Source organism: Stenotrophomonas sp. SAM-B (assembly GCF_013387485.1).
In the GTDB taxonomy this organism is placed as follows: domain Bacteria; phylum Pseudomonadota; class Gammaproteobacteria; order Xanthomonadales; family Xanthomonadaceae; genus Stenotrophomonas; species Stenotrophomonas maltophilia_AA.
Genome location: NZ_JABBXB010000007.1, coordinates 26,243 through 38,875 on the forward strand (window position 1 = coordinate 26,243; position 12,633 = coordinate 38,875).

A 12,633-nucleotide genomic window follows, 5' to 3' on the forward strand; every position below is an offset into this window, starting at 1 on the left:
TCGGCGCAGCCCTGCGCCGGCGCCCGCGTGGCCGCGTTCAGCGCGGGCACGGCATCCCTACGCACGGCCCGATACACTGCCGCTGCTCCATCTTCCACGAGGTCCATGTCCCGATGCTGTACGCGCAAGTCCATCTCACCCTGCCCGCCTGGATCCACGACCAGATCGATCTGAGCCGTGTCTATCCCGAGGACGCCGACAAGGTCGCGCTGGCGATCGAGCTGTCGCGCCTGAATGTCGAGGCGCAGACCGGCGGCCCGTTCGGCGCCGTGGTGTTTGGGCCGGATCATCGTGTGATCGCCGCTGGCGTGAACCGCGTGGTCCCGCATACAACCTCGCTGGCGCATGCCGAAAATATGGCCTACATGCTGGCCCAGCAGCGCCTTCAGACGCCGCGCCTGAACGATGTGCTGTCGCCGATCACGTTGGCGACTTCCTCGCAGCCGTGCTGCCAGTGCTACGGCGCGACCGTCTGGGCCGGCATCGATCGTCTGCTGATCGGTGCCAGCGCCCAGGATGTGGAAGAACTCACCCCGTTCGATGAAGGCCCGCTGCCGGCGGACTGGATCGGCGAACTCAACAAGCGTGGCATCGAGGTCGTGCGCGACATCGAGCGCGATGCAGCGCGCGCGGTCCTGCGCCAGTATGGAGAAACCAACGGTGCACATTACTGATTCCCGCGCTTCAGGCGCGAAGCGATGAGCGGCCTGCTGTGCCTTTGCCGCCAGGGGTTTGAGCCGGAACTGGCCGCCGAGCTGTCCGAGCGCGCGGCCTATGCCAACGTCGCCGGCTACGCGCGCACCCAGCGCAACGACGGCTACGTGGTGTTCGTCACCGAGGAAGGTGCGGCGCTGTCCAAGGCGTTGTCCTGGCGTTCGCTGATCTTCGCCCGGCAGAAGCTGCAGGTGCTGGCCGAGCTGCCCCAGCTCGATGCCGCCGACCGCATCACCCCGATCATCGCTGCCCTGCAGGGCCAGCAGCGCTTCGGCGACATGTGGGTCGAGCATCCCGATTCGGACGAGGGCAAGCCGCTGGCCGGCCTGGCCCGCGCATTCGGCAATGCGCTGCGCCCGGCGCTGCGCAAGGCCGGCCTACTGACCGACAAGCCGAACACCGGCCTGCCGCGCCTGCACATCGTGTTCGTCGATGGACGCCATGCCTTCGTGTGCGTGGCCGATACCCGAGACAGTGCGCCGTGGCCGCTGGGCATCCCGCGCCTGAAGCTGCTGCCCGACGCGCCTTCGCGCTCGGCGCTGAAGCTGGATGAAGCACTGCTTACGCTGATGACACCGGAAGAGCGCGAACTGCTGGTCAAGCCGGGCATGCGCGCGGCCGATCTGGGCGCCGCCCCGGGAGGCTGGACCTGGGTGCTGACCCGCCAGCACGTCAGGGTGATCAGCGTCGACAACGGCCCGCTGCGCGAGCACGTGCTGGAGACCGGCCTGGTCGAACATCTGCGCGCCGATGGTTTCCACTGGCAGCCGGAGACGCCGCTGGACTGGATGGTCTGCGACATGGTCGAACAACCGCGCCGCGTGGCCGAACGCATGGCCACCTGGTTCAGCGAAGGCTGGTGCAGGCACGCGATCTTCAATCTCAAGCTGCCGATGAAAAAGCGCTGGGATGAAACCCGCATGTGCCTGGAGCTGTTCCAGGAGCAGGCGGGCAAGCCGCTGCATCTGCGCGCCAAGCAGCTGTACCACGACCGCGAAGAGATCACGGTGCTGGCCTCGCCGCTGCGCTGACCCAAGCGCACCGCCAGTAGCGCCGGGCCATGCCCGGCTGGCCGCGCAACGCGCGGCAATGATCGAAGCACGCGCCGGTCGCCCGGCGCCCCCTACGTCAAGAACGGAGTTTCCATGCGACGCCGATCCCGCCTCATCCTGTTACTGACGCTGCTGCCCACGCTCGCCCTGGCCCAGGTCCGCACCCCGTCGCCGGCGGTCAGCGAACCGTTGCGCGAGGTGCCGGTGAGCGTGCGCGCGCAGCCGCTGTCGCAGGGCGAGGTCACCCATCAGGTGACGCTGGCCGCCCCGGCCGGGGAGGCGGCGGTGACGGTGCGTTCGGTGCAGCCGGTGAGCGTGGTCGGCCAGTACCGCATCGCATTCGCGGCGCTGGATGTCGACGGCGATGGCTTCATCAGCCGCGCCGAGGCACAGGCCAACCCGACCCTGGCCGATGAATTCAACGCACTGGACGTGAAGCGCCGCGGCAAGCTGGACCGCGCCGATCTGGCCGGCTGGCTGATCGACTGAGCGCGCGGGTCACACCCCCGCCGCGCGCTTCCAGAACAGCGACACCAGTGGCGGCAGCTTGCCGGCGCAGCCCAGCGCGCGGCCGCGCGCCAGGGTCAGGTGCATCTCATCATTGGAGAACACCGTGTTGATCGCATCGAAGCTGTACGCAGCGACGGTGTTCTCACTGCGGCGTTCGCGTGCCCAGCGCTGCAACCGGTGCGGCGACATCCAGTCCTGGCGGCGCTGCTGTGCCGCCAGCACCATCGCCCGCAAGGCAGCGACATCACGCAGGCCGAGATTGACGCCCTGCCCGGCCAGCGGGTGCACCACGTGCGCTGCATCACCGAGTGCGAGCACGCGGCCGGCCACGTAGCCGGTGGCAAGCTGCCGGCGCAGCGGGAAGGCCGCCCGCCTGGAGGCGAGCGTCATCGCGCCCAGGCGGCCGGCGAAGGCGTTGGTGAGTTCGCGTCCGAATGCCGCGTCATCCAGTGCCAGCACGCGCTCGGCGTCGGCATCGGGCAGCGTCCACACGATCGAACTGCGCTGCGCGCTGATCGGCAGCACCGCCAGCGGCCCGGTCACCAGGAAGCGTTGCCACGCGGTGGCTTCGTTGTTCTTTTCGGTATCGACATACGCCACCACGCCACGCTGGCCGTAATCCTGGCGGGTCACCTCCAGCCCGGCCAGGCGGCGCAGGGTGGATTCGGCACCGTCGGCGGCGATCGCCAGCGATGCTTCAAGGCGACGGCCGTCGTCCAGGCGCAGGCGCACCCCGTTGGCGTCCTGCTCCAGCGCCTCGACCCGCGCCGGGCAGCACAGCTGCACGCCGGCCGCCGGCAGCGCCGCCCACAGGCGGTCCACCAGCAGATCGTTCTCGACGATCCAGCCCAGTTGTTCGCGGCCGAGGCTGTCGGCGTCGAAGCGCAGTTCATCGCCGCCGGCCGCATCCCAGACCCGCATGCGGCGGTAGGCACAGGCACGCGCGGCCGTCACCGCCGGCCACACGCCGAGCGTGGCCAGCAACTGGGCGTTGTCCGGCGCGAACGCGTACACGCGCAGGTCCGGCTGCTGCGGTTGCCAGGCCGCCGGCTCGCGGCCTTCGACCAGCGTCACCGACAGCCCGGCATCGGCCAGCGCCAGTGCGCAGGCCGCGCCGACCACGCCACCACCGACCACCACCACGTCCTGCGGGCGCCGGCTCACAGGCCGGCTCCGCGGCACAGCGCCGGGACCTGGCCGCGGAAGCCCATCGCGCCCCCGACCAGCATCGACTGCATCGGCGTGGCCTGCGCGGCCAACAGGCCGAGCGAACGCAGCGGGCGCATCAGCGGTGCCGGATTGCTGGTCAGGCGCGCCAGCCCGCCGGAGAACGCGATGGTCTGCTCTCGGTCTTCCAGGCGCCGGGCCACGTGTTCCTGCAGCAGCGTATCGCTGCCGGCGTCATCGGTGTCGGCCACCAGTTCGGCCAGCGTCAATGCATCGCGCAGGCCCAGGTTGAAGCCCTGTGCGCCCAGCGGGTGGATGGTCTGCGCGGCATTGCCGAGCAGCACGGTGCGTTCGCCGACCAGCGCGCGCGACAGCACCTGGATCAAGGGATAGGCGCTGCGCGGGCCACTCTCCAGCAGGCGGCCGGCACGCCAGCCAATGGCGCCCTGCAGGCGGTTCACCCAGGCGGCATCGTCCAGCGCCATCACGGCCTCGGCCTGGTCACGGGCAACCCCATGCACCGCGCCGAAATGACGGTCGCCACGCGGCAGCAGCGCGGTCGGCCCGGTGTCGGTGAAGCGCTCGTACGCGGTGCCGTCCGGCGCACGCGCGGCGCGGACCCGCGACACGAACAGCGTCTGCTCGAAATCATGTTCATCCACGCCGATGCCGAGTGCCTCGCGCACGCCACTGCGGGTCCCGTCGGCGCCGACCACCAGACGCGCCAGCAGACAGCGCTCGCCGCTGTCATCGGCGATGAAGACCTGACGGTAGCCGTCCACCGTGCTGCCCAGGCGCACGAAGCGCGCCGGACGATAGCGGGTCAGCCGGGTGAGCGTCTCCAGCCGCGCCTCAAGCGCCTGGCCGAAATCGCGGGCGACCACGACCTGTCCGAACCACGGGCGCTGGTACTGCGCGGCCTCCATCTGCACCCGGCCGAAATCGCCGGCGCGGCTGACGTGGATGCGGGTGATCGCGCCCGGCGCACCGGCCAGCTTCTGCATTACGCCCAGCGCGGTCAGCGCGTTGACGGTCGCGGCGGCGAAACTGAGGTTGCGCTGGTCGAACACTGCCGGCAGCGCGCCCAGCGGCGAGGCCTCCACCAGGCCGACATCGCGGCCGGCACGGTCCAGGGCGATGGCCAGGCTGGCACCCACCAGCCCGCCGCCTACGATCACTACATCATGTCGTTCACTCATGCCCGCCATGATAAGGGTTCGCCCGTTCCGGCGGCGTGCGGCGGGCTGCCGCAGCAGGCGCTAGAATGAATGCCTGCCCCCACCCGTCACCGCCATGACCTCCACTGCCCAACGCGCCTTCGTCCTGTCCGTGCTCGTGCTGTTGATGGCGGCCACGCGGGTCAACCATTTCGCGGCGATTCCGGATGCATCCTGGGCGGTGTTCTTCATCGGCGGCTTCTACCTGCGCGCGTGGACCCGCTGGGCGTTCCCGCTGCTGATGGCGCTGGCGGTGCTGGTCGACTGGTTCGTGATCCGCCGCAGCGGCCTGGATTTCTGGCAGCACTACTGCGTCTCGCCGGGCTACTGGATGCTGCTGCCGGCCTATTTCGCGATGTGGAGCGGCGGCCTGCTGCTCCGCCGCAGCTACCACGGCGCCACCTGGGCCGCGCTGGGCAAGGGCGCGCTGCTGCTGGTCGCGGCGGTGGCGGTCTGCCATCTGTTCGCCCAGGGCGGTTTCTACTGGACCAGCGACAACGTGGCCGCCCCCACCCTCGACGGCTGGGCGAAGAACTACGGCGACTGGTTCCTGCCCTACCTGCGCACCGCGGCGGTCTACGTCGGCCTGGCGGCCGCGCTGCAGCTGGCGACCGAACAGGTCGGCAAGCTGCTGCAGGCGCGCCGCGACGTGCTGCGCTGAGCGCGGCCGGCCTCGTTCATGGGCAATCGCCTGTCCCGCATCTATACACGCACCGGTGACGATGGCAGCACCGGCCTGGGTGATGGCAGCCGCGTGGCCAAGGACGACGCCCGGGTGGCCGCCTACGGCACGGTCGACGAGGCCAACTCGACGCTCGGCGTGCTGCTGGCGGTGCCGCTGCCGGAGGATGTCCGCGCCCTGCTGACGGTGATCCAGCACCAGTTGTTCGATCTGGGCGGCGAGCTGTGCATTCCCGGCCATGCCGCCATCCACGCCGCCGATATCGAGGCGCTGGAACGGCAGCTGGACCACTACAACGCCGACCTGCCGGTGCTGAAGGAATTCATCCTGCCGGCCGGGGGCGAGGCCGCCGCGCGCTGCCACCTGGCCCGCACCATCGTGCGCCGGGCCGAGCGCGAGACGGTCACGCTGGCGCGGCGGGAGACGGTCCGCCCGGAAGCACTGCACTACCTCAACCGCCTGTCCGACCTGCTGTTCGTGCTCGCGCGCGTGCTGGCCCGGGCGGATGGCCACGGCGAGGTGCTCTGGCGCCACGAGCGCCGCCACGCCTGAGCGGCCCTGCCGCCCCACCGGATACCCTGCCCGCATGCTGGTTTTCACCCACCCCGCCTGTCTGCAACACGATCCCGGCCGCGGCCATCCCGAATGCCCGGCCCGTCTGCAGGGGGTGCTCGATGCGCTGAAGGCGGCCTATCCGGACCAGCTGGACTGGCGCGAGGCTCCGCCGGCCAAGCTCGGTGAGCTGGCACGGGTCCACGACAGCGAACTGATCGACCTGGTGCTCAAGCCCCAGACCGAGCAGCTGCGCCTGATCGACATGGACACCATGACCTCGCCCGGCTCGGCCAGCGCGGCCCTGCACGCGGCCGGTGCCGGCGTGGCGGCGGTCGATGCGGTGATGCTGGGCGAGGACCCGGTGGCCTTCTGCGCCGTGCGCCCGCCCGGCCACCACGCCAGCGCCAGCACTGCGATGGGCTTCTGCCTGTTCAACAACATCGCCATCGCCGCCGCCTATGCGCGCGACCGCTATGGGCTGGAGCGGATCGCCATCGTCGATTTCGATGTCCACCACGGCAACGGCACCCAGGACATCTTCATCGCCGATCCCGGGGTGGCCTACTACAGCACCCACCAGGCCGGGCTGTTCCCCAATTCGGGCCTGCGCCGCGACCGCGGGGCCGGCAACCTGATGAACATCCTGCTGCCGCCGGGCAGTGGCGGCTTCCGTTTCCGCAACACCTGGGCCGACGAGATGCTGCCGGCCATCGACGATTTCCGGCCCCAGCTGCTGCTGATCTCGGCCGGCTTCGATGCGCACATGCGCGACCCGCAGGCCGATCTGATGCTGGAAACCGAGGATTTCGCCTGGATCACCGCCGAGCTGCGCGGGCTGGCCCGCCGCCACGGGGCCGGCCGGATCGTCTCGATGCTGGAGGGCGGATACGACCTGCAGGCCCTCGCCGAATGCAGCGTGGCCCACGTCGGCCAGCTGCGCTGATCCGCGCGGACCGGTCCGACGAATGAACCCGGGCCCCTGCGTGGGCGAGACCTTCATTGCCCCTATGCAAGGGATGGGGCAAGCTACGATCCGTTTTCGCCCGAATCCGATACCGCGTGCGCCGAGCCCTCCGCCTGCTGCCCCTCCCCCTCAGTATCGCCATCTGCCTGCCGGCCCTGGCCGACGACAAGCCGGTGAACTGGGGCCTGTGCCCGGTGACCGACGTGCTGCCCGTGTTCGACGATGCGCCCAAGGCCGACAAAGCCGCGGCCGCGACGCGTGACCAGCAGCCGACGGACATCGAAGGCGACCAACTGACCGGGACCTCCGTGGTACCCAACTACCAGGGCAATGTCGCGCTCAAGCGCGGCGACCAGTTCCTGGGCACCGACAACCTGAGCTTCGATACCGAAAGCGGCAACTACATCGCCGAGGGCAACGTCCGCTACCAGGACTCCTCGATCCGGATGAAGGCCCGTCGCGCCGAAGGCAACCAGGAAAGCGACACCCACAAGATCAGCGACATCCAGTACCAGCTGGTGTCCCGCCGTGGCAACGGCGGTGCCGAGTCGATCGACCTGCAGGGTGCGGTCGGCCAGATGCACCGCTCCACCTACACCACCTGCGACCCCTCGCAGCCAGTGTGGAAGCTGTCGGCGCCGCAGATCGAGGTCGACAACGACGCCGGCTTCGGTACCGCGCGCAACGCCGTGCTGCGGATCGGCAAGGTGCCGGTGCTGTGGGCGCCGTACTTCAAGTTCCCGATCGATGATCGCCGCCAGACCGGCCTGCTCTACCCGCAGATCGGCCTGTCCGGCCGCAACGGCTTCGACTACACCCAGCCGATCTACCTGAACCTGGCGCCGAACTTCGACGACACCCTGATGCCGCGCTACATGAGCAAGCGCGGTTTCATGCTCGACAACGAATTCCGCTATCTGTACGACGGTGGCCGCGGCGAGCTGCTGACCGCCTACCTGCCCAACGACAAGCTGCGCGACAAGGATCGCGGCCGCGTGGAGTTCAGCGGGTACCACAACATCAACGCCAACTGGCAGGCCCGCGCCAGCCTGGCCTGGGTCAGCGACGAGCGCTATCTGGAGGATTTCTCCAATCGGCTGCTCGGGGTGACCACCTCCAACCTGCAGAGCCAGATCGGCCTCTACGGCACCGGTGAGAACTGGACCGGCGGCCTGATGGCCGACTACTGGCAGCTCACCGATTACACCCTGACCGAGTCGTCCCTGCCGTACGCGCGCCAGCCGCGCCTGTTCGTCAACTGGGACAAGCCGCTGCTGCCGTGGCTGGAAACCGGCGTATATGCCGAAGCGGTGAACTTCACGCATCTGGATGTGCATGAGAAGTTCGGCGCGGACCAGGAATACGAGCGCACCGGCGTGTCACGCAGCATGGACGGCGGTTCGCGCCTGGACGTGAAACCGTACGTCTCGATGCCCTTCAGCGGCGCGGCCTGGTACGTCACCCCGACCTTGGCCTACCGCTATACCGCGTACGACCTGGAGCGGGGCCTGGCTGACAGCATCCGTCGCAACCAATTGACCCCGGAACAGTTGGCGGTTGCCACCCCGGACCAGCTGCGCGGCAACACCTCGCCGAGCCGCAGCCTGCCGATCGGCACCATCGACGCCGGGCTGTTCTTCGACCGCGAGACCACCATCGGCGACACCCGCTTCCTGCATACGCTGGAACCGCGCCTGTTCTATCTGCGTACGCCGTACCGCGACCAGAGCGACCTGCCGGTCTTCGATACCCGTGACTTCACCTTCAGCTGGGGCCAGCTGTTCCGCGATTCGCGCTACTCCGGCGCCGATCGCCAGAACGACGCCAACCAGCTGACCTTGGCGCTTAGCACCCGCTTCATCGACCAGGACACCGGCAAGGAACGCTTCTCGGGCAGCATCGGCCAGATCCTGTACTTCGACGATTCCCGGGTTACGCTCAACAGTGTTGAAACCCCGGTCGAGCAGGGCAAGTCGGCCTGGATCGCCGATACGAACTACATGATCAACGACCGCTGGACGCTGGGCGCCACCTATCAGTGGGATCCCAAGTACAAGCGCGAGGACCTGGCCAGCGTGCGTGCGCGCTACCTGATGTCCAACGACGGCATCGTCAACCTGACCTACCGCAGCCGTCTGAACCCGCAGGCATCGACCACGGCGACCCGCCGCGACCGGACGCTGCTGGAGCAGGCCGACCTGTCCTTCCTCTACCCGCTCAACGAGCGCTGGAGCCTGGTCGGCCGCTACTACTACTCCATCCAGGACCGCGCCCCGCTGGAAATCATCGGTGGCGTGCAGTGGGACAGCTGCTGCCTCGCCGTCCGCGCGATCGCCCGCCGCTACGTGCGCAACCGCGAGGGTGAACTCAACAACTCCTTCCAGATCGAGTTCGTGCTCAAGGGCCTGAGCTCCATCGGCCAGAACACGGACCGCACCTTGCGCCGTGCTATTCTCGGGTACTACCGAGACGACCTCTATCTGGTGCCGCCCAGCAACACCGGTGCAGCCCGCGACGACTACGATCCGAATCAGATCCCATGACCAAGACCCTTCCCGTACTCCTCGCCTCCCTGCTGGCGGTCTCCTCCGCGACGGCCCCGTTGCAGGTGCTGGCCCAGCAGAGTCAGCCGCTGGACCGCATCGCGGCGATCGTCGATGAGGACGTCGTGCTGCAGAGCGAACTGGACCGCGCCGTCCAGAACATCAAGGCCCAGTACGCCGGTCGTGAAAACCAGCTGCCGCCCGATGACGTGCTCAGCCGCCAGGTGCTCGAGCGTCTGGTCCTGGTCAAGCTGCAGGTGGCGCGCGCCGAGAGCAGCGGCATCAAGGTCAGCGACCAGGAACTGAACCAGGCGATCAACGCCATCGCCCAGCAGAACGGCTCCACGCTGGACGCCCTGCGCCAGCGCCTGGCCAGCGATGGCCTGGATTTCAACGATTTCCGCAATTCGGTGCGCGACGAGATCACCGTCCAGCGCCTGCGCCAGAGCTTCGCGCAGAGCCGGATCAGCGTCAGCGAAGGTGAAGTGGATGGCGCGCTCAAGCAGCAGGCGGCCGCCGGTACCCAGTACCACCTGGCCCACATCCTGATCGGCCTGCCTGAAGGCGCCACCGCCGATCAGATCACCACCGGCCAGAAGAAGGCCGATGGCGTCAAGGCACTGCTGGACAAGGGCGAGATCGACTTCAACGCGGCCGCCGTCCGTTATTCGGACAGCCCGAACGCGCTGGAAGGCGGCGACCTCGGCTGGCGTTCGCTGGACGAAATCCCGAACGCGTTCGCGCAGATGATGAAAGACATGAAGTCCGGCGACGTGGTCGGTCCGCTGCGTGGCCCGAGTGGCTTCCAGCTGTTGAAGCTGGTGGAAGTGCGTGATGCCAGCGCCGCCGCCGGCGGTGGTCACACCATCACCGAGTACCACGCCCGTCATATCCTGGTCCGCATCACCGACCAGCAGGACAATGCCGCGGCCAAGGCCAAGATCGATACCCTGCGCGCCCGCATCGCCGGCGGCGCCGAGTTCGACGCGGTCGCCAAGGAATCCTCGGAAGACAACAACAGCAAGGGCCAGGGCGGCGATCTGGGCTGGTTCCCGGCCGACGCGTTCGGCCCGGACTTCGGCAAGCAGGTTGAAGGCGTCGCCGACGGCGGCGTGAGCCAGCCGTTCCGCACCGATGCCGGCTGGCACATCGTCCAGCGCGTCGCCACGCGCCAGACCGATGCCACCACCGACAACCAGCGCGCCCAGATCCGTGAAACGATCGGCCGCCGCAAGCTGGAAGAAGAGTACAACCGCTTCCTGCAGGAACTGCGTGGCGAAGCCTACGTGGACATGCGCGGCTACGCCCCGGGCGGCGCCGCGGCCGCCACCCCGCCGCAGTCCTGATCCATGCTCCCGCAGCTCGCGCTGGTACCGGGCGAGCCGGCGGGGATCGGCCCGGAGCTCTGCCTTCGACTGATCCAGCAGCCGCGCACTGATTGCCGGCTTCTAGCCTTCGCCGACCCGGACACGCTGCAGGCTGCCGCCGCCGCGCTGTCGCTGCCGCTGCAGCTCCTGCCTGAAGACGCCATCGCCCGCCAGCCGGGCGATCTGCCGTTGCGCGCGGTGCGCAATGCCGCCCCCTCGCGCTTCGGCACCCCGGACCCGGCCAATGCCGGCGCGGTGATCGGTGCCCTGCGCCAGGCCGGCCAGGCCTGCCTGTCCGGTGAACTGGCCGGTGTGGTCACCGGCCCGGTGCACAAGGCGGTCATCAACGAAGGCGGCATCGCCTACAGCGGCACCACCGAACTGCTGGCCGACCAAGCCCGCACCCCGGTGGTGATGATGCTGGCCAACGCGATCGTGCGGGTCGCCTTGGCGACCACCCACCTGCCGCTGCGGTCGGTGGCCGATGCGATCACCGCCGATGGCCTGGCGCTGACCCTGCAGATCATCCACGATGCTCTGCAGCGCGACTTCGGCCTTGCTTCGCCGCGTATCGCCGTGCTCGGCCTCAACCCGCACGCCGGCGAAGACGGCCATCTCGGCCGCGAAGAGCTCGACCTGATCATCCCGCTGCTGGAGCGCCTGCGCGCCCGGGGCATGGACCTGGTCGGGCCGCTGCCGGCCGATACCGCGTTCCTGCCGGCCAAGCTGGCCGGCTTCGACACGGTGCTGGCGATGTACCACGACCAGGGCCTGCCGGTGCTCAAGTACAGCGGCTTCGAGCAGGCCGTCAACATCACCCTGGGCCTGCCCTACCCGCGCGTCGCGGTCGACCACGGCACCGCCCTGGATCTGGCCGGCCGCGGCATCGCCGACCCCTCCAGCCTCCTCGCTGCCACCGCGCTGTGTGCCCGGCTGGCGCGCCAACGTACACTGGTGCCATGACTTCTTCGTATTCCTCCTCCGGCGCGCCCGGTTTCTCCGGCCCCGCCAAGAAGCAGCTCGGCCAGCACTTCCTCGCCGACCGCAGCTACATCGACAAGATCGTCCTGGCGGTGAACCCGAAGGACGGCGACCGCCTGGTCGAGATCGGCCCGGGCCAGGGCGCCATCACCCTGCCGCTGCTGCGCCGCCACCCGAAGCTGACCGTGATCGAGTTCGACCGGGATCTGGTCGGGCCGCTGGCCGCCGCCGCCGAACCGCTGGGCGAGATGACCATCATCCACCGCGACGTGCTGCAGGTGGATTTCACCGAACTGGCCGCGGGCAGCCCGATCCGCCTGGTCGGCAATCTCCCCTACAACATCTCCTCGCCGATCCTGTTCCATGCGCTGGACCACGCGGCGGTGATCACCGACATGCACTTCATGCTGCAGAAGGAAGTGGTCGACCGCATGGCCGCCGATCCGGGCAGCAAGGTCTACGGCCGGCTGAGCGTGATGCTGCAGGCCTTCTGCAAGGTGACCTCGCTGTTCGTGGTGCCGCCGGGTGCGTTCCGGCCGCCGCCGAAGGTCGATTCGGCCGTGGTGCGGCTGGTCCCGCGCGATCCGGCCACGGTTGGCATCCTGGACCGCAAGCGCTTCGCCCACGTGGTCAAGGCTGCCTTCGGGCAGCGCCGCAAGACCCTGCGCAACGCGCTGCAGAACGTGTGCACGCCCGAGCAGTTCGACGCCGCCGGCGTGCGCAGCGATGCGCGCGCCGAGCAGCTGGACGTGGCGCAGTTCATCGCGCTGGCGAACGTACCCTGCGCCGACGGTGATGCCGCTCCGCAAGAGTGAGCGCGCCGCCGGCGGCCCTGACCGGCCGCGCGCACGTGGAACCGCCCGACCTTCATGACGGGAGCG

General features: G+C 69.1%; 12 protein-coding genes. 10 read left to right on the forward strand and 2 right to left on the reverse strand.

What is annotated here, in order from left to right; translation table 11 throughout:
• Positions 1-113 precede the first annotated feature (113 nt).
• The 3 genes from HH110_RS14600 to HH110_RS14610 all read left to right on the forward strand — a co-directional run bounded on the left by HH110_RS14600 (position 114) and on the right by HH110_RS14610 (position 2,255).
• The gene (locus tag HH110_RS14600) at positions 114-674 is read left to right on the forward strand and encodes a nucleoside deaminase (RefSeq protein WP_176990336.1); all 561 of its coding nucleotides are present in this window, start codon (positions 114-116) and stop codon (positions 672-674) included.
• A gap of 24 nt (positions 675-698) precedes the next feature.
• On the forward strand, positions 699-1,745 hold the full coding sequence (rlmM, locus tag HH110_RS14605; RefSeq protein WP_176990337.1) for a 23S rRNA (cytidine(2498)-2'-O)-methyltransferase RlmM: 1,047 nt from the start codon (positions 699-701) through the stop codon (positions 1,743-1,745).
• A 114-nt stretch (positions 1,746-1,859) separates the two neighbouring features.
• The gene (locus tag HH110_RS14610) at positions 1,860-2,255 is read left to right on the forward strand and encodes an EF-hand domain-containing protein (protein WP_176990338.1); all 396 of its coding nucleotides are present in this window, start codon (positions 1,860-1,862) and stop codon (positions 2,253-2,255) included.
• 9 nt (positions 2,256-2,264) lie between these two features.
• On the opposite strand, the gene HH110_RS14615 is transcribed toward HH110_RS14610, so the two are convergent.
• Positions 2,265-3,440, reverse strand: a complete 1,176-nt coding sequence (locus HH110_RS14615; protein ID WP_176990339.1) for a UbiH/UbiF family hydroxylase — start codon at positions 3,438-3,440, stop codon at positions 2,265-2,267.
• The gene (gene ubiH / locus HH110_RS14620) at positions 3,437-4,642 is read right to left on the reverse strand and encodes a 2-octaprenyl-6-methoxyphenyl hydroxylase (RefSeq protein WP_176990340.1); all 1,206 of its coding nucleotides are present in this window, start codon (positions 4,640-4,642) and stop codon (positions 3,437-3,439) included. Before ubiH ends, HH110_RS14615 begins: the two co-directional genes overlap by 4 nt.
• Positions 4,643-4,736: 94 nt before the next feature.
• Here ubiH and HH110_RS14625 point away from each other — a divergent pair, with 94 nt between their 5' ends.
• The 7 genes from HH110_RS14625 (at position 4,737) to rsmA (ending at position 12,567) form a co-directional block, all read left to right on the forward strand.
• Positions 4,737-5,321 carry a hypothetical protein gene (locus HH110_RS14625; RefSeq protein WP_176990341.1) on the forward strand — a complete coding sequence of 195 codons (585 nt, stop codon included), beginning with the start codon at positions 4,737-4,739 and terminating at the stop codon, positions 5,319-5,321.
• Between the two features lie 18 nt (positions 5,322-5,339).
• On the forward strand, positions 5,340-5,894 hold the full coding sequence (locus HH110_RS14630) for a cob(I)yrinic acid a,c-diamide adenosyltransferase (protein WP_176990342.1): 555 nt from the start codon (positions 5,340-5,342) through the stop codon (positions 5,892-5,894).
• 34 nt (positions 5,895-5,928) lie between these two features.
• Complete coding sequence (locus HH110_RS14635; protein ID WP_176990343.1) at positions 5,929-6,840, forward strand: histone deacetylase family protein; 912 nt, start codon at positions 5,929-5,931, stop codon at positions 6,838-6,840.
• Positions 6,841-6,956: 116 nt separating this feature from the next.
• Positions 6,957-9,404: an LPS-assembly protein LptD gene (lptD, locus tag HH110_RS14640; RefSeq protein WP_176990344.1), complete on the forward strand. Its 2,448-nt coding sequence runs from the start codon at positions 6,957-6,959 to the stop codon at positions 9,402-9,404.
• Positions 9,401-10,750, forward strand: coding sequence for a peptidylprolyl isomerase (locus HH110_RS14645; protein ID WP_176990345.1), 1,350 nt, complete (start codon positions 9,401-9,403; stop codon positions 10,748-10,750). The genes lptD and HH110_RS14645 overlap by 4 nt, the downstream gene beginning before the upstream one ends.
• A 3-nt stretch (positions 10,751-10,753) precedes the next feature.
• Positions 10,754-11,734 (forward strand): 4-hydroxythreonine-4-phosphate dehydrogenase PdxA, encoded by a 981-nt coding sequence (gene pdxA / locus HH110_RS14650; RefSeq protein ID WP_176990346.1) that lies wholly within the window; start codon positions 10,754-10,756, stop codon positions 11,732-11,734.
• A complete protein-coding gene (gene rsmA, locus HH110_RS14655) occupies positions 11,731-12,567 on the forward strand; it encodes a 16S rRNA (adenine(1518)-N(6)/adenine(1519)-N(6))-dimethyltransferase RsmA (protein ID WP_176990347.1) in 837 nt (278 codons plus the stop codon). Before pdxA ends, rsmA begins: the two co-directional genes overlap by 4 nt.
• The last annotated feature ends 66 nt before the right edge of the window (positions 12,568-12,633 follow it).